At 39.7% G+C, this 15,585-nt stretch carries 18 protein-coding genes and 9 tRNA genes; all 27 read left to right on the top strand.

Going from position 1 to position 15,585, the window contains the following annotated elements:
• Window positions 1-39: 39 nt before the first annotated feature.
• The 27 genes from CS898_RS09545 (at window position 40) to CS898_RS09410 (ending at window position 15,582) form a co-directional block, all read left to right on the top strand.
• Window positions 40-125 (top strand) — tRNA-Tyr (locus CS898_RS09545).
• Between the two features lie 36 nt (window positions 126-161).
• A tRNA-Gly gene (locus CS898_RS09540) sits at window positions 162-235 on the top strand.
• Window positions 236-253: 18 nt separating this feature from the next.
• Window positions 254-330 (top strand) — tRNA-Arg (locus CS898_RS09535).
• Between the two features lie 10 nt (window positions 331-340).
• A tRNA-Gln gene (locus CS898_RS09530) sits at window positions 341-417 on the top strand.
• A 4-nt stretch (window positions 418-421) separates the two neighbouring features.
• A tRNA-Lys gene (locus CS898_RS09525) sits at window positions 422-497 on the top strand.
• A 21-nt stretch (window positions 498-518) separates the two neighbouring features.
• A tRNA-Ser gene (locus CS898_RS09520) sits at window positions 519-607 on the top strand.
• 4 nt (window positions 608-611) lie between these two features.
• Window positions 612-702: transfer RNA gene (locus CS898_RS09515), tRNA-Ser, on the top strand.
• 4 nt (window positions 703-706) lie between these two features.
• A tRNA-Ile gene (locus tag CS898_RS09510) sits at window positions 707-783 on the top strand.
• Window positions 784-798: 15 nt separating this feature from the next.
• Window positions 799-874, top strand: a tRNA-Phe gene (locus CS898_RS09505).
• Window positions 875-1,003: 129 nt separating this feature from the next.
• Complete coding sequence (locus tag CS898_RS09500; RefSeq protein ID WP_009431681.1) at window positions 1,004-1,255, top strand: IreB family regulatory phosphoprotein; 252 nt, start codon at window positions 1,004-1,006, stop codon at window positions 1,253-1,255.
• Between the two features lie 41 nt (window positions 1,256-1,296).
• Complete coding sequence (locus CS898_RS09495; protein ID WP_009430363.1) at window positions 1,297-2,238, top strand: aldo/keto reductase; 942 nt, start codon at window positions 1,297-1,299, stop codon at window positions 2,236-2,238.
• Complete coding sequence (gene ruvX / locus CS898_RS09490) at window positions 2,235-2,657, top strand: Holliday junction resolvase RuvX (RefSeq protein WP_039880947.1); 423 nt, start codon at window positions 2,235-2,237, stop codon at window positions 2,655-2,657. Before CS898_RS09495 ends, ruvX begins: the two co-directional genes overlap by 4 nt.
• An 11-nt stretch (window positions 2,658-2,668) precedes the next feature.
• Window positions 2,669-2,914 carry a DUF1292 domain-containing protein gene (locus CS898_RS09485; protein WP_039880946.1) on the top strand — a complete coding sequence of 82 codons (246 nt, stop codon included), beginning with the start codon at window positions 2,669-2,671 and terminating at the stop codon, window positions 2,912-2,914.
• Window positions 2,915-2,917: 3 nt separating this feature from the next.
• A complete protein-coding gene (locus tag CS898_RS09480; RefSeq protein WP_009431881.1) occupies window positions 2,918-3,379 on the top strand; it encodes a Fur family transcriptional regulator in 462 nt (153 codons plus the stop codon).
• Complete coding sequence (locus tag CS898_RS09475; protein ID WP_009430514.1) at window positions 3,366-5,045, top strand: ribonuclease J; 1,680 nt, start codon at window positions 3,366-3,368, stop codon at window positions 5,043-5,045. The genes CS898_RS09480 and CS898_RS09475 overlap by 14 nt, the downstream gene beginning before the upstream one ends.
• A gap of 18 nt (window positions 5,046-5,063) precedes the next feature.
• The gene (locus tag CS898_RS09470; RefSeq protein WP_099208940.1) at window positions 5,064-5,708 is read left to right on the top strand and encodes an O-methyltransferase; all 645 of its coding nucleotides are present in this window, start codon (window positions 5,064-5,066) and stop codon (window positions 5,706-5,708) included.
• On the top strand, window positions 5,701-6,936 hold the full coding sequence (locus tag CS898_RS09465; protein WP_009431536.1) for a peptidase U32 family protein: 1,236 nt from the start codon (window positions 5,701-5,703) through the stop codon (window positions 6,934-6,936). Before CS898_RS09470 ends, CS898_RS09465 begins: the two co-directional genes overlap by 8 nt.
• Window positions 6,929-7,555, top strand: a complete 627-nt coding sequence (udk, locus tag CS898_RS09460) for a uridine kinase (RefSeq protein ID WP_009431772.1) — start codon at window positions 6,929-6,931, stop codon at window positions 7,553-7,555. The genes CS898_RS09465 and udk overlap by 8 nt, the downstream gene beginning before the upstream one ends.
• 120 nt (window positions 7,556-7,675) lie before the next feature.
• Window positions 7,676-8,230 (top strand): translation initiation factor IF-3, encoded by a 555-nt coding sequence (infC, locus tag CS898_RS09455; protein ID WP_009430370.1) that lies wholly within the window; start codon window positions 7,676-7,678, stop codon window positions 8,228-8,230.
• Window positions 8,231-8,239: 9 nt separating this feature from the next.
• Window positions 8,240-8,431: a 50S ribosomal protein L35 gene (rpmI, locus tag CS898_RS09450; protein WP_039880945.1), complete on the top strand. Its 192-nt coding sequence runs from the start codon at window positions 8,240-8,242 to the stop codon at window positions 8,429-8,431.
• Window positions 8,432-8,443: 12 nt separating this feature from the next.
• Window positions 8,444-8,797, top strand: coding sequence for a 50S ribosomal protein L20 (gene rplT / locus CS898_RS09445; RefSeq protein WP_009431130.1), 354 nt, complete (start codon window positions 8,444-8,446; stop codon window positions 8,795-8,797).
• A gap of 56 nt (window positions 8,798-8,853) precedes the next feature.
• The gene (locus tag CS898_RS09440; RefSeq protein WP_234976059.1) at window positions 8,854-10,194 is read left to right on the top strand and encodes a TrkH family potassium uptake protein; all 1,341 of its coding nucleotides are present in this window, start codon (window positions 8,854-8,856) and stop codon (window positions 10,192-10,194) included.
• Between the two features lie 9 nt (window positions 10,195-10,203).
• On the top strand, window positions 10,204-10,857 hold the full coding sequence (locus CS898_RS09435) for a potassium channel family protein (protein ID WP_009430883.1): 654 nt from the start codon (window positions 10,204-10,206) through the stop codon (window positions 10,855-10,857).
• Entirely contained in the window at window positions 10,820-11,605 is a 786-nt protein-coding gene (locus tag CS898_RS09430) for a TrmH family RNA methyltransferase (protein ID WP_099208939.1), read from the top strand. Before CS898_RS09435 ends, CS898_RS09430 begins: the two co-directional genes overlap by 38 nt.
• Window positions 11,598-12,896: a histidine--tRNA ligase gene (hisS, locus tag CS898_RS09425; protein WP_009430748.1), complete on the top strand. Its 1,299-nt coding sequence runs from the start codon at window positions 11,598-11,600 to the stop codon at window positions 12,894-12,896. Before CS898_RS09430 ends, hisS begins: the two co-directional genes overlap by 8 nt.
• Before the next feature lie 263 nt (window positions 12,897-13,159).
• Complete coding sequence (gene thrS / locus CS898_RS09415) at window positions 13,160-15,070, top strand: threonine--tRNA ligase (RefSeq protein ID WP_099208938.1); 1,911 nt, start codon at window positions 13,160-13,162, stop codon at window positions 15,068-15,070.
• Window positions 15,067-15,582 carry an SGNH/GDSL hydrolase family protein gene (locus CS898_RS09410; RefSeq protein WP_009431906.1) on the top strand — a complete coding sequence of 172 codons (516 nt, stop codon included), beginning with the start codon at window positions 15,067-15,069 and terminating at the stop codon, window positions 15,580-15,582. Before thrS ends, CS898_RS09410 begins: the two co-directional genes overlap by 4 nt.
• Window positions 15,583-15,585 lie beyond the last annotated feature (3 nt).

Genomic DNA, 15,585 nt, shown 5'->3' with positions numbered 1-15,585 from the left:
TAGGTTAGGGGTTCAAGTCCTCCCACCAGCTCCAAACTTGGAGGAGTTCCCGAGTTGGCCAAAGGGGACGGACTGTAAATCCGTTAGCTCAGCTTTCAGTGGTTCGAATCCACTCTCCTCCACCATATTCAATTTCATAACTTAGAAGTACTACACAATTTGCGGGTGTAGCTCAGTGGTAGAGCCCCAGCCTTCCAAGCTGGTTGCGAGAGTTCGATTCTCTTCACCCGCTCCATTAATGTCTATCTTATAGGCACCTATAGCTCAGTAGGATAGAGCAACGGACTTCTAATCCGTGTGCCGGGGGTTCGAATCCTCCTAGGTGCACCATTAATTTCTTTGGGGCGTAGCCAAGTCGGTAAGGCACCAGACTTTGACTCTGGCATTCCACAGGTTCGAGTCCTGTCGCCCCAGCCATTTTGATCCATTAGCTCAGTCGGTAGAGCACCTGACTTTTAATCAGGGTGTCCCGCGTTCGAGTCGCGGATGGATCACCATTTTTTTATTTACGCAGATATGGAGAGGTATCGAAGTGGTCATAACGAGGCGGTCTTGAAAACCGTTTGGGTTCACGCCCGCGTGGGTTCGAATCCCACCCTCTCCGCCAAAATGGAGAAGTACTCAAGTGGCTGAAGAGGCTCCCCTGCTAAGGGAGTAGGTCCTTCACGGGGCGCGAGGGTTCAAATCCCTCCTTCTCCGCCATAGTGGGCCTTTAGCTCAGTTGGTCAGAGCATCCGGCTCATAACCGGCAGGTCCGGGGTTCAAGTCCCTGAAGGCCCACCATTTTTTTACATATAGGCCCAGATAGCTCAGTCGGTAGAGCAGTGGACTGAAAATCCACGTGTCGCTGGTTCGATTCCGGCTCTGGGCACCAAATAAATTATTTGACTTAAAAGTTCCTTTGAGGAGCTTTTTTTGTTTTGGGGAACTTTACTTCCTGGCTTAAAGATGACTATACATTTATAGAATGGATATGGTATAATATTAAATATGGAGGGATATTATGGATAATTTTGAAACACAAGTGTTTGAAAAAAAGATGCTTGATCATGAGCGAATGAAATCAATTTTGAAAAAGGTCTATGAGGCTCTTGAAGAAAAAGGCTATCATCCAATTGATCAAATTGTTGGGTATGTTTTATCCGGTGATCCAACTTATATTACAAGTTATAATAACGCTAGATCCCTTATCCAAGAAGTTGAACGTGATGAATTATTAGGAGAGCTTTTGTCTTTCTATTTAGATTGTGAGTAAAGGTGGACTCATTGTCCATCTTTTTTCTGTTGAGGTGACAAATGCATTATTTAGGAAATACTGACCTCTATGTATCGGAACTGTGTTTTGGTACTTTGACTATGACGCCTTTTCAGGCCAATCTATCTATTAATGAAGGTGCTAGGCTTTTAATTCATGCTGCTGAACGCGGTGTAAATTTTTTTGATACAGCTGAAATTTATGATAATTATGCTTATTTACGAGAGCTTTTAAAGGTGGTTGATCGGAGTCAGGTGGTCATAGCAAGTAAATGCTATGCTTATGATAAAAAAACGGCTACTGAGAGCTTAGAGAAGGCTTTAGAGGGCTTAGGTACGGATTATATTGACGTATTCATGTTGCATGAACAAGAGAGTAAATATACCTTAAAAGGCCACCATGAAGCCTTAGAAACTTTTTGTAAGTTTAAGAAAGCTGGTTATATTCGAAGCATTGGTGTATCAACTCATTTTATTGCTTGTGCCCAAGCAATTACAAAATATCCCGAAATTCAAGTAATCCATCCAATTTATAACCAAAAAGGAATTGGTATTCAAGATGGCAATGTCGAAGAAATGACTGATACTTTAAAGAATCTGCACAGTAATGGTATTGGCATTTATTCGATGAAGGCCTTGGGTGGAGGACATTTGCAACAGGATGCTTTAGAGTCCATAAAATGGGTTATGGAAAAAGATTTTATTGATTCTATTGCTGTTGGAATGCAATCAATTGAAGAGGTTGATTATAACATCGACCTGATTTTAAATCGTAAGGAAAATATGGATGCTTATGAAAAAATTCATAAGAAAAAGCGGCGTTTAATTGTAGCGGACTATTGTATTGGCTGTGGAAATTGCGTTAAACGTTGTAAGCAGGATGCAATCCATGTAGTTAATGGAAAGGCTGTTCCCAATGATGCCTGTATCTTATGTGGTTATTGTGCAACGGTCTGTCCGGAATTCTGTATTAAGGTGATATGATGCGCGTTTTAGGATTGGACGTAGGGGATGTACGCATTGGTATTGCAGTATCAGATCCTACAGCTTTAGTGGCTTCAGCCTATAAAACCCTGGTCCGAACATCCAAATGGAAGGATGTTGAGGAGATTCGCTCTATCATTGAAGACTTAAAGGTTGACCGGGTTGTTGTGGGTCTTCCGAAGAATATGAACAATACTCTTGGGCCTCAAGGCAAGAAAGTCCAAAAGTTTGTCAATGCATTGAAACACAATTATCCTTTAGACTTGGTCTATATTGATGAGAGATTGACAACAGTGAGTGCTGAGCGGATTTTAATTGAAGCGGATGTATCTAGAAAGAATCGAAAAAAAGTTGTGGATCAAGTTGCCGCAACATATATCTTACAACAATATTTAGATATGCAGAAAAATGAAGACTGAAGGGAGCGGGAATGAACCAAATAGAAACATTTTTAGATGAAAATGGTCACCCGATGGAGTTTCGGATACTAGGAAAGTTTTCGGTTGATGACATGGATTATGTAGCAATGGAACCAGTAATTGACTTGGAGCCCTTGGTGTACATTTTACGGATTGACCTGGATCAAGATGGTCAAGAATACCTGGTGGGCATCGATGATGATGAGCTGGCCATAGCGCAAGAAGCTTATGAAGAATTAATAAATCAAAAGGAGTAAGCCATGGATCGTGCTGAAGAGTTTGTCAAGGAGTTATTAAAAAGTAAGGGCTACAAGTTTACGAATCAAAGGGTAGAGATTTACCGAGTTTTTTTGGAAAACAAGGGTAAGCACTTATCTTGTGAGGATGTCTATGAAATTGTATCCAAAAAGGATTCAGAAATTGGTATTGCGACTGTCTACCGGACGGTGCAACTCTTTGATGAATTAGGAGTCTTGTATTCCATCAGTTTTGATGATCAGACGACTCGGTATGAGTTAAAGGATGAAACAGATAAACACTACCACCACCATGTGATTTGCCTAAGCTGTGGCAAGGTGATTGAAGTGGAATATGATTTTTTAGATGCACTAGAAGATACAATTGAGAAAAAAGAAAACTTTAAAATAGTGGATCACAACTTGAAATTTTATGGTTACTGTGCAGATTGTCAAAAAAAAGGAGTTAAGAATGAAAAACAGTAACAAGATACGTATTGTTCCCTTGGGAGGAATGCGTGAAATCGGAAAAAACTTAACTGTTATTGAGTATAGAGATGACATTATTTTAGTAGACTGTGGAATGACTTTCCCAGGGGATGAAATGCCGGGAATTGATATTGTTATTCCAGATATTTCATATTTAGTTAAGAATAAACATAAGATTAGGGGGATGGTTATCACCCACGGTCATGAAGACCATATTGGTGCCATTCCCTATGTCTTGAAAAAGATAAATATCCCAGTTTATGGGACAAAATTAACCTTAGGCTTGATTCAAAATAAGTTAAAGGAACATCGTTTGCTGGGAACGGCCAAACTTAAAACCGTAAGCCAGGGACAAAAGGTAAGACTGGGCAAGCTGGAAGTAGAATGGATTCGGGTAAACCACTCCATACCTGATGCCTCCTGTTTGGCCATCAAAACTCCTCTGGGCATGATTGTCCATTCTGGGGACTTTAAGGTGGACTTTACTCCTATTAGCGGTAAACCCATTGACTTAAATCGCCTGGGAGAAATTGGAAGCCGAGGAGTCTTGTGCTATATGGGTGAATCCACAAATGTACTAAGACCAGGCTACACTATTAGTGAATCCAGGGTGGGAGAAACCTTTGATCGAATTTTTTCCCAAACTAGACGGTCTAGGATTATTATTGCGACCTTCGCTTCCAATGTCCATAGGATTCAACAAATCATCAATGCAGCAGAAAAGTTTAACCGAAAGGTTGTCCTATCTGGTCGGTCTATGCTCAATGTTATGAGTACGGCACAAAAACTTGGTTATTTGCGGGTAAAACCGAATACGATGATTGATATTCGGGATATGAATAAGTACAATCCCCACCAATTAGTTTTAATTACAACAGGGTCTCAAGGAGAACCCATGAGTGCCTTGACTCGGATTTCCAATGATGAACATAGACAAATTAAACTAAGACAAGATGACGTTGTTATTTTATCTGCACATCCAATTCCAGGTAATGAAAATGCTGTATCTTCAGTAATTAACAACTTAATCGAGCGTAATGTCAATGTTATTTATGAATCTTTATCTGAAATCCACGTATCTGGCCATGCTTGTCAAGAAGAACTAAAGATGATGCTTTCCATTTTACAACCCAAGTATTTTATCCCTTGTCACGGAGAAATTAGACACTTGAGAAAACATGCTGAAATTGCGAAAAAAATGGGCATCAAGAAGGACAATGTCTTTATCTTAAACAATGGAGACTGCTTAGAAATCAGCCAATCAGATGCACGGATGGGCAAGAAGGTTCCATCTGGTCAAGTTCTGGTAGATGGTCTCGGTGTAGGAGATGTAGGTAGCATTGTTCTAAGAGATCGGAAACACCTGTCTGAAGATGGCCTTGTTTCTGTTGTAGTTGCTATTGACAAGGAAAAGAAGAAGATCGTTTCAGGTCCAGATATTATATCTCGGGGCTTTGTCTATGTTAAAGAATCCGGTAATTTAATGACGGGAGCCAAGAAGGTTGTTCTGAAAAAAGTAGAAGCCAGCTTAAATGGACGAAATGTCCAATTCAACCAATTAAAATCAGATATTAGAGATGAATTAAGAGGCTATTTATTCTCTAAGACAAAAAGAAATCCTATGGTTTTACCAATTATCATGGAGGTTAAAGAGAATTCATAATGAATTCTCTTTTTTACCATGTCAGAGATTTTACAAGACCACATTGAATTCTTCTTGGATGACTTTAGTCCGGACACTTCAGATTTAAATCAGGAGTTGAGAGAATATGCCAAGGAGAATCATGTACCTATTATTGACGAAGAAGTCAAGCAGTTTTTATCCTTCTATTTAAACACTTTAAAGCCTCATAAGATTTTAGAACTGGGAACGGCCATTGGGTATTCTTCAATTTGGATGAGTCAAATAAAAGGAGTCCGAGAACTCCATACTGTGGAAATTCGCCCGGAAATGTTCTCTTTGGCCAAGGGAAACATTGAACGGGCAAATTGTAAAAATATTCGTCAATTTCAAGGAGATGCTGCTGATTACTTGGACCAAACCCAAGAAATGTATGATTTTATTTTTATTGATGCCGCCAAGGGTCAATATCCTTTTTACTTTAAAAAGGCCCTCCAATGTCTGGAAAAAAATGGCGTTATTGCTTTTGACAATATTTTATTCCGGGGTATGATTAGCAACCAAGCCCTGGTGAAAAGACGGAAGATTACCATTGTCAAACGCTTAAGAAAGCTTTTGGCTGAATTGAAATTAGATCAAGATTATGAGAAAACCTTAATCCCCTTGGGGGATGGCCTTTTATTAGTAAGGAGAAATCATGTATAAACCGGAATTACTTGCACCTGCAGGAGACTTGGAAAAATTAAAGACGGCGATTCTTTATGGAGCAGATGCTGTCTATTTGGGGGGGGAATCCTTTGGCTTAAGAAAGGCTTCAAAAAATTTCACCCTGGACCAAATCAAAGAGGCTGTCGACTTTGTAAAGGAGCGGGAGAAAAAAATTTATGTCACTATGAATATCATTCCCCATGAAAAAGACATGGAAGGGGTGGGAGATTATGCAAAAGATCTCCAAGACCTGGGAGTAGATGCTCTAATTGTTTCAGACCCTGGAATGTTTACAAGCATTCGGAAGAAGGCCAAGGAGATTGAAATTCACATGTCTACCCAGGCTTCTATCACCAATAGCTCCACCATTAAGTTTTGGAGAGACCAAGGGGTTACTAGGGTAGTCTTGGCTCGGGAGGTCTCCCTAAAAGAAATCCAAGAAATCCATGAAAAGCTAGGAGATACTATTGAGTTAGAAGCCTTTGTCCATGGAGCGATGTGCATGAGTTATTCCGGAAGGTGCCTACTCAGTAACTATATGACAGGCAGGGATGCAAATATGGGAGATTGTGCCCAACCTTGCCGATATAAGTATCATTTGGTGGAGGAAACTAGACCTGGGGAGTATTTTCCCATTGAAGAGGATGACCAAGGAAGTTTTATTATGAATTCCAAGGACCTATGTATGATAGACCATATGGATGATGTTTTAAGGGCCGGGATAAAGAGTTTAAAAATTGAAGGTCGGGTTAAGTCTTCTTATTATTTAGCTACTATTGTCCGGGCCTATCGCAATGTCATAGATGCTTTTTTAAAAGATCCGGACCACTTCCAATTTGACCCCTATTGGCTTGAAGAGGTAAAAAAAGTAAGTCATCGAGACTTTACGACGGGTTTTTACTATGAAGAAGCCAAAAAAGATGCCCAGGTCTATACAGATAATTCCTATATCCGAGGCTATGATTTTGTGGGACTTATTTTAGACTATGATCCAGTCCATCAAATAGCCACAGTAGAACAGAGAAACCGACTTTTCCCAGAAGATAGGGTGGAAATTTTTGGCCCCTATGGCCATGACTTCCAGCAAGTTGTGGGACAAATGTTGGACGAAGAAGACCAGGTTATTGAAGTAGCCAACCGGGCTCAAATGATTTTTAAAATGAAAGTCTCCCAACCAGTAGAAAAGGGCTATTATATTAGGAGAAGGGTGGAAGCAAATGAATAAGCCATTGATTATCGGTATTGCTGGAGGTAGTGGAAGTGGAAAGTCCACTGTGACTCAAGAGCTTATAGATTTAATTGGAGAAGAAAAGGTCACCTTAATCCAACAAGACAGCTACTATAAGGATCAATCCCACCTTCCACTGGAAGAACGTATGAAGACTAATTATGACAACCCTTTATCTTTTGATGAGGCTCTTTTAGTGGACCACTTAAAGGATTTAAAGATGGGGAAAACCATCCAAATGCCCCAGTATGATTATACTGTCCACAATCGGAAAAAAGACTTTGTAGAATTAAAGGCCGACAAGGTGATTATCCTAGAAGGCATCTTAATCTTGGCTGAAGAGTCCATCCGGGACCTCTTAGATATTAAGGTTTTCGTAGATACTGATGCAGATGTGCGAATTATTCGTCGTATCTTAAGGGATATAAAGGAAAGGTCCAGAAGTCTTGAATCCATTATTTTGCAATATATGTCAACAGTCCGGCCGGCCCACCTACAGTTTGTGGAACCGTCTAAACGTTATGCAGACATCATCATTCCTGAGGGAGGATATAACAAGGTGGCCATTGATTTATTGGTGACAAAAATAAAAAATGTTTTAAATGAAGAGGAATAAATTCTTGACAGGATTGAAAGAATTTGTTATACTAGTCAAGCAAGTAGAAGGACCGCTTCTCACCTTACGATGAAAGTTTTAAGGTTACATGTTTAGAAATGAACTTAGCGGGTACTTTGTGTGCCCGCTTTTATTTTATGGAGGTGCTTAGAGATTAAAGATCTTCAAATCAATGAAGCAATTCGTGACAAAGAAGTAAGATTGGTTGGTTCCGATGGGGAACAAATTGGAGTTGTAGATATTGCACATGCTCAAAATTTGGCAGATGAGGCTAAACTTGACTTGGTAAAGGTAGCACCAGGTGCAAAACCACCTGTTTGTCGTATTATGGATTATGGAAAATACAAATACGACCTAATGAAAAAAGAAAAAGAATCCAAGAAAAAGCAAAAAGTAATTAACGTAAAAGAATTACGTTTCTCACCAAATATTGAAGAACATGATTTACAAACCAAGGCCAATCAAGGAAAGTCTTTTCTAAGCGCTGGAGACAGAGTAAAAGTATCTGTACGCTTTCGTGGCCGTGAGTTAGGTCATACTGACATTGGTAGAAAGGTCCTTGACCGATTTGTAGAACTTATAGCTGACGAAGGGGTTGTCGATAAGGCACCCAAGATGGAGGGTCGAAGCATGGTTATGTTTTTATCTCCCAAGTCAGAAAAGGATAAGAAATAGGAGGAATGTATGGCAAAAATGAAAACACACCGTGCGTCTGCTAAGAGATTCCGTCGCACAGGTACAGGAAAATTAAGAAGATATAAGGCATACAAGAGTCATATCACTGGTAAAAAATCACCTAAGCGAATTCGTAATCTTCGTAAGGGATCTCTTGTGAGCAAGAGTGATCAAAGACGTATTGATCACATGATTCCATAAGGAGGTAGTTGAATGGCTAGAGTAAAAAGAGCAGTTAATGCAAAGAAAAAACATAAAAGTGTCTTAAAACAAGCAAAGGGATATTTTGGAGCAAAATCTAAATTATACCGTCCTGCCAACCAAGCAGTTATGCGTTCTTTAACCTATGCATACATTGGTAGAAAGCAAAGAAAAAGAGAATTCCGTAAATTGTGGATTGCTCGTATCAATGCAGCAGCACGCTTAAATGGATTAAGCTATAGCAAATTTATTTCTGGCTTGAAAAAAGCAAATATTGAAATTAACCGTAAGATGCTTTCTGAATTAGCAATTCATGATGCAGATGCATTTACTAAACTAGTAGAAGTTGCCAAAGAAAATATCTAATGACCAGTCAAGCTCCCTAGGTTTAGGGAGCTCATTTTTAATTAAAGGGGAAAAGAGTGGAACTAAATGTATTTGAAAAATTAAAAAAGAACCCTCCATTAATCTTAGGGGTTAGCTTTGCTTGCCTTATACTAGTAGGGGCTTTGCTATTAACTTTGCCCTTTGCCAGTGCCAATGGTAAGTCGGTAGGCTTTGTCAATGCCCTATTTACTTCAAGTTCAGCTTCTTGCGTTACGGGATTGGTAGTGGCAAATACCAAGGAGACTTGGTCATTTTTTGGGAAACTCGTCATCCTATTTTGCATACAAGTTGGGGGCTTAGGGACCATGACCCTCCTTTGCTTGATTTACTTGTTTTTAAAAAGAAGAATTGGTCTATCGGAGAGGATAATTTTAAAGGAGCAATTAAACACCCACACCCTAACGGGGATTGTTCGTTTGATTAGAGCTCTTTGCCTCTTTACCTTGGTCATTGAGGGAATGGGAGCCATACTTTTAAGCATTCGCTTGATTCCAATTTATGGTTTTAAGTTGGGGATAGGCTATGGTGTTTTTCACTCTATTAGTGCCTTTTGTAATGCAGGCTTTGATTTATTTGGAAGCTCTTTGGTCCCCTTTCAATCGGACCTTTATGTGAATTTGATTATTATGGCTTTAATTGTGGTAGGAGGTCTTGGATTTCAAGTTTACATTGATATTTATGAGAAAAGGTCCTTTAAGAAATTATCTTTACACAGCAGAACGGTTATTGAAACAAGTTTGGCCTTGATTTTTTTGGGTGGTCTTGCTATTTTACTCTTAGAGGGATCCAACCCAGCCACTCTAGGAAATAAATCCTTTTTGGACAAACTATTGATGTCTTTTTTCCAATCAGTAACAGCTAGAACGGCAGGCTATAACTCCATCGCCATTGAAGATATGACTCCCAGGGCTAGTATGGTTATGGTTGTTTTAATGTTTATTGGTGGATCTTCAGGGTCCACTGCTGGGGGATTAAAAACTTCAACTTTTATGGTAATTATTCTTACAGTTTTAGCCAGTATTCGGGGACAGGAAGATGTTGTATGGCATAAGAGAAAGATTGGGCAAGGAACCATTCGTATGGCCTTTGTCATGTTTTTCATCTGTGTATTTTTAGTTTTAATGACAACCTTCTTATTGGTAGTTTTTGAAGATGGAAAGAACAGCTTCGACTTATTTTATGAAGCAGTTTCAGCCTTTGCAACAGTAGGACTTACGAGAAATATCACTTCTGGCCTATCTACAGCTAGTAAACTGGTCATTAGCTTAACCATGTTTCTAGGACGAGTTGGACCTACAACTGTTGCCCTGGGCCTGGGAAGAAGATCTAAAAAGCAAAGAATTCATTATGCAGAAGGAAATATTTATATTGGTTAGGAGTAGACTATGAAATCATTTATTGTTATGGGATGTGGACGTTTTGGCGAAAGTTGTGCTAAAACATTGGTGGAGTTAGATAATGAAGTTTTGGTAATCGATGAAGATTATGATAAAATAAAGAATATAAGCAATGATGTCACAACGGCCATCCAGTGCGATATTATGGATGAAATGGCTATGAAAGAAATTGGACTTTCTAATTTTGATGTAGCGATTATATCCATAGGGTCTAGTTTAACAGCGGCTATTATGGGGACCATGTTAGCCAAGGAAGCGGGGGTTAAGTATATCCTGGCCAAGGCTCCTTCCTTGAGAGAGGGGGGCATCTTGAAAAAGGTAGGGGCGGATAAAATTATCTACCCAGAAAGAGACATGGCCAAGCGGGTAGCCCATAACTTGACTTCAAAAAATATTTTGGACTTTTTCCAAATATCTCCTAAATATTCTATGGTTGAGCAAAAGATTCATGATGACTGGGTTAATCTTGATTTGGAAGAATTAAAGATTCGGAAACGCTATGGAGTTACTGTAGTTGCAGTTGAACGTGGAGGAGACATCATTGTTTCTCCCAGTAGCGATTTACAATTAATGGAGGGAGACATCTTGGTTATTATCGGGTCGAATGAGCAAATCAATAAGATTGAAAAAGGCCATGCATAAGATTTCATCTAAGGATAACCCAAACTTAAAAAAATTAAAGGCCTTGTCCAAAAATAAGGGACGGAAAAAATATGGCCAATTTCTAGTGGAAGGGCCCCAGGTTTTGGAAGAAATTCGAAACATTAAGGAGCCCATAGAAGTCTACGTTAAAGAAAGCTACCAAGGCCCCTTAGATCCAGCCTTAAAAGTCACTAGGGTTCAGGATGACCTCTTTAATCAAATAACTCCAACGGTCCAGTCTCAGGGGGTCCTTGCCCTTTATGAAATAGAGACCCGGAAGCTAGAAAAACTTCCCCAGGGTTTAATTTTGTATTTAGATGGGATTTCAGACCCAGGAAACCTAGGAGGCTTGATCCGAAGTGCGGCCAGTTTTAATGTTTCAGCAATTTTGTTATCAGAAGATTGTGTAGATATTTACAATCCCAAGGTAGTTCGGTCAACCATGAGTGCCTTTTTTAAGCTGCCCTTTTACCAGCTTAGTCACGAGGACTTATTAACTTTTACTTCCCACCAACTGTTGGCAGCAGACTTGTCAGGTCAAGACCTGGATGACTATGTCTGGGAGGAAAATTCTATTTTAATTTTGGGGAATGAGGCCCATGGAGTCAGTCAGGATTTGAAGAATCATGCCAAGAAATTAACCATCCCCATGGAAAGATCCATGGAGTCTTTAAACGTAAATGTTGCAGGGTCTATCTGCATGTATGATTGTTATATCAAAAGAGGAGGCAGGAAGAGGAATGATTAAGCCATCGATTTTACCAGGTTTTATTGAATTATTACCAGAAGACCAGCTAATCTTTGAAAAATTAAAAGAAATCATTGAAGAAAATTATAGGAATGCCGGTTTTACACCTATTGACACACCGGTATTAGAGAAAAAAGAAGTTTTATTGGCCAAGGGTGGCGGAGAAACTGAAAAACAAGTCTATGAGCTTAGCAAGGGAAAGACAGACATGGCCATGCGCTTTGACTTGACAGTTCCCTTGGCCAGGTATGTGGCCCAACACTATAGTGAGTTGAGTTTTCCCTTTAGGCGCTACCATATTGCCAAGGTCTATCGAGGAGAAAGAAACCAAAAGGGGCGCTATCGGGAATTCTACCAATGTGATATTGATATTGTGGGAGATGAGACCCTCCACTATAGTAACGATGCAGAAATTGTGTCTATTATCTACCAGGTTTTCCAAGATTTGGGCTTGAAAGAGATTACCATCCACCTAAACCACCGGAAAATTCTCAGTGGATTTTTCGACTTTTTAGGAATCCAAAATCATACAGAAGTTTTACGAAGTCTGGACAAGATGGATAAGATTGGCTGGGAAGAGGTTGAAAAATTACTAGAAGACTTGGACCTGGACCAAAAGCAAATTGAAGAACTGAAAAAGTTTGTCAACATTCAAGGATCTAACCATGAAATTTTAGCTTATTTATCCAGCCTGGCCCAAGAAAGCTCAAACTATCAAGGGGCAGTTGAGGAATTTAAAGAAATTGTAGACCTCCTAAAAAGCTATGGAGTGGATGAAAAAGCCATCCAAATTGATACTAAGATTTCCAGGGGCTTGGACTATTATACAGGCCTAGTTTTTGAAACGACCTTAAATGGACACGAACAAATTGGATCTGTGTGTTCAGGGGGACGCTATGACCACCTGGCCCAACATTATAGCAATAAGAATCTACCAGGGGTTGGTATGTCTATCGGCCTATCTAGGCTTTTTTACCAACTTAAGGCGGAAAACTTACTAAACTTAGATTCTGCTTCAGCAGCTAAGGTTCTTGTTTTACCCATGGAAGGCTACCTACAAGATGGGATTGAACTGGTTAAAATTTTAAGACAAGCAGGGATTTCTTCCTTTGTCTACAGTGAAAAACCAAAGATGAAAAAGATGTTTAAGTATGCGGATTCCATCAAGGTCCCTTATGTTGTTATCTTGGGAGAAGAAGAAGCCAAGAAAAAAGAATATACCCTGAGAAATATGGAAAGTGGAAAGCAAGACCTCCTTTCCCAAGAGGGGTTAGTTGAATTTTTGAAATAGGATTTAGCCCTTGCAAAAAAGGGGATTGTCTAGTATAATTTTTGTATATTGCGAAGAAGGGAAGAGTAACCTAAATTCTTTTGATAGAGACTATTCGTTTGGTGGAAGAATAGAAGGAATTTATGCGAAGACCACCCCTGAGCACCTTTTAATGGAAGGCGCTGACGACGTTACCGTCATTGAGTATAAATAAAGGTGGAACCACGGTACCCATCGTCCTTTGGACGAGGGTACCTTTTTATTTTAAGAAAATGGAGGTTATTATGGTTCAATTAAGATTACCCGATGGAAGTGTCAAGGACTTTGACCACAATCCATCTGTAGAAGAAGGAACAATTGCCATTTCTGAAGGCCTTAACCGGGCCTCTCTAGGGGCTGTTGTCAATGGAAAAATTATGGGGAAACAAGAAATCATTCAAGAAGACAGTGATTTCAAAGTAGTAAAATTTGAAGATAAAGAAGGGAAAAAAATCTTTTGGCATACCAGTGCCCATGTTATGGCCTATGCTATTTCAAGACTTTTCCCAGAAGCAGAATTTGCTATTGGCCCAGCTATTGATACAGGCTTTTACTACGATATTGACCTAGACCATCGCTTCACTCCCGATGATTTAGAAAAAATTGAAGCTGAAATGAAAAAAATCATCAAAGAAAACTATCCTGTAGAAAAAGAAGTTGTCTCCAGACAAGAAGCCTTGGATCTTTTCAAAGAAAAGGGACAATCCTACAAGATAGAGCTTATTGAAGACCTGGACCAAGATGAAGAAATCAGTCTTTATAGGATTGGTGATTTTGTAGATCTTTGCCGAGGACCTCACTTAAAGACCATTAAGGGAATTAAGGCCATCAAACTCTTATCCATTGCTGGGGCTTACTGGCGAGGAGATGAGAATAAGAAGATGCTTCAAAGAATCTATGGAATTTCTTTCGAAAAGAAAAAAGACTTGGATGCCTATTTAGAAAGACTGGAAGAAGCAGAAAAAAGAGACCATCGGAAGTTAGGAAAAGAACTAGACCTATTCTCTATGCATGAAGAAGGACCTGGTTTTCCCTTCTTCCATCCCAAGGGAATGATTATCCGCAATGAGTTGGAAAATTTCTGGAGAAATATTCAAATTGAAAAGGGCTATGGAGAAATTCGGACTCCAATGATTTTAAATGAAGACTTGTGGCACCGGTCTGGTCATTGGGACCACTACAAGGACAATATGTATTTTACAAAAATTGATGGGGAAGATTATGCCATTAAGCCGATGAACTGTCCAGGCTCTATTTTGGTTTATAAAAATTCTCCCCATAGTTACCGGGACTTTCCCTTAAAGCTTTCTGAATTCGGCCAAGTCCATCGCCATGAATTATCTGGGGCCCTTCACGGCTTGTTCCGGGTTCGGACTTTCACCCAAGACGATGCCCATATTTTCTGTTTGCCGGAACAAATTCAACAAGAAGTAACAGATGTTATTGAATTGGCCAATATTCTCTACAACACTTTTGGTTTTAAGTACCATGTGGAATTATCTACTCGGCCTGAAAATTCTATGGGAACAGACCAACAATGGAACCTAGCTATTGAAGCTTTAAAGGGTGCTCTGGAAGCCAACCACATGGACTATGAAATCAATGAGGGCGATGGAGCCTTCTACGGACCAAAGATTGACTACCACCTAGAAGATGCCATTGGTCGGACCTGGCAATGTGGGACCATCCAATTAGACTTTCAACTACCAGAACGCTTTGACCTAACTTACGTCGATGAAAATGGAGGCAAGTCTCAACCGGTTATGCTTCACAGGGCCCTATTGGGATCTATTGAACGTTTCATGGGGATCCTTATTGAACACTATGCAGGAAAATTCCCTCTTTGGTTATCTCCAGTTCAAGTTGAGATCATTCCAGTTTCTGAAAAGTTTGCAGACTATGCGAGAAAAGTTGAAGACCAATTGAAAAAAGCTGGCCTTCGAGTCCACCTAGACCAACGCTCTGAAAAAGTAGGTTATAAGATTCGCCAAGCCCAATTAAACAAGGTCAACTACATGCTTGTTTTAGGAGAAAAAGAAGTAGAAGCCAAGACGATTTCTGTTCGGGGTCGAGACGGCCTTGAAAAACAAGATGTTAAACTTGAGGACTTTATCCAAGACCTGGAAAAAGAAATCCGTGACAAGGTCTATGAATGATTGCCTGTTTTGGAGATAGTCTGACCTATGGTTTTGGCTTAAGACCAGGGGACAGATGGATTGACATTGTCAGAAATAGGGGCTATGATATAAATAATTATGGTGTGAATGGAGCTAGAATTAGGGATATTATGGCCCGTATTCAAGAAAATCCCTTGCCTGACTATGTTTTTGTTATGGGAGGTACCAATGACTTTGATTCTGGGGGCTCCGTGGAGTCCCTGGTCAAGGCCTATTTAGAGATAGACTCCTACCTGACAAGCCAGGGGGTCCAGCCTATCTATGGGATTCCAACACCAACGAATCCGAAAATAGCTGAGTATAAAAATCTTTCAAACAAATTGAGCTTCTTTCATGACGAGCTTTTATTAACCTTTCCAAGAAATCAGTTAATTGATTTCTTTCATGCCTTTACTCCGTATGATTCGAATTTATTTTTTGATGAAATTCATCCAAACAAAAAGGGCTCTCGAAAAATGGCAGAAGTGTTTTTGAAAGAATGGAGTTTTTAGGGG

Origin of the sequence: Urinicoccus timonensis (assembly GCF_900232945.1) — a bacterium.
Taxonomy (GTDB): Bacteria; Bacillota; Clostridia; order Tissierellales; family Peptoniphilaceae; genus Urinicoccus; species Urinicoccus timonensis.
The sequence above is the reverse complement of the archived record's forward strand: the minus strand, read 5'-3'. Positions and strand labels throughout refer to the sequence as shown.

Excerpts from the sequence above, each read along its gene's own strand:
- CS898_RS09470 (WP_099208940.1), top strand. The coding sequence starts at position 5,064 with ATGTCAGAGATTTTACAAGACCACATTGAATTCTTCTTGGATGACTTT.
- rplT (WP_009431130.1), top strand. The coding sequence starts at position 8,444 with ATGGCTAGAGTAAAAAGAGCAGTTAATGCAAAGAAAAAACATAAAAGT.
- rpmI (WP_039880945.1), top strand. The coding sequence starts at position 8,240 with ATGGCAAAAATGAAAACACACCGTGCGTCTGCTAAGAGATTCCGTCGC.
- CS898_RS09465 (WP_009431536.1), top strand. The coding sequence starts at position 5,701 with ATGTATAAACCGGAATTACTTGCACCTGCAGGAGACTTGGAAAAATTA.
- hisS (WP_009430748.1), top strand. The coding sequence starts at position 11,598 with ATGATTAAGCCATCGATTTTACCAGGTTTTATTGAATTATTACCAGAA.
- CS898_RS09495 (WP_009430363.1), top strand. The coding sequence starts at position 1,297 with ATGCATTATTTAGGAAATACTGACCTCTATGTATCGGAACTGTGTTTT.
- CS898_RS09430 (WP_099208939.1), top strand. The coding sequence starts at position 10,820 with ATGAGCAAATCAATAAGATTGAAAAAGGCCATGCATAAGATTTCATCT.
- CS898_RS09410 (WP_009431906.1), top strand. The coding sequence starts at position 15,067 with ATGATTGCCTGTTTTGGAGATAGTCTGACCTATGGTTTTGGCTTAAGA.
- ruvX (WP_039880947.1), top strand. The coding sequence starts at position 2,235 with ATGATGCGCGTTTTAGGATTGGACGTAGGGGATGTACGCATTGGTATT.
- CS898_RS09480 (WP_009431881.1), top strand. The coding sequence starts at position 2,918 with ATGGATCGTGCTGAAGAGTTTGTCAAGGAGTTATTAAAAAGTAAGGGC.
- CS898_RS09475 (WP_009430514.1), top strand. The coding sequence starts at position 3,366 with ATGAAAAACAGTAACAAGATACGTATTGTTCCCTTGGGAGGAATGCGT.
- CS898_RS09435 (WP_009430883.1), top strand. The coding sequence starts at position 10,204 with ATGAAATCATTTATTGTTATGGGATGTGGACGTTTTGGCGAAAGTTGT.
- thrS (WP_099208938.1), top strand. The coding sequence starts at position 13,160 with ATGGTTCAATTAAGATTACCCGATGGAAGTGTCAAGGACTTTGACCAC.
- udk (WP_009431772.1), top strand. The coding sequence starts at position 6,929 with ATGAATAAGCCATTGATTATCGGTATTGCTGGAGGTAGTGGAAGTGGA.
- CS898_RS09485 (WP_039880946.1), top strand. The coding sequence starts at position 2,669 with ATGAACCAAATAGAAACATTTTTAGATGAAAATGGTCACCCGATGGAG.
- CS898_RS09500 (WP_009431681.1), top strand. The coding sequence starts at position 1,004 with ATGGATAATTTTGAAACACAAGTGTTTGAAAAAAAGATGCTTGATCAT.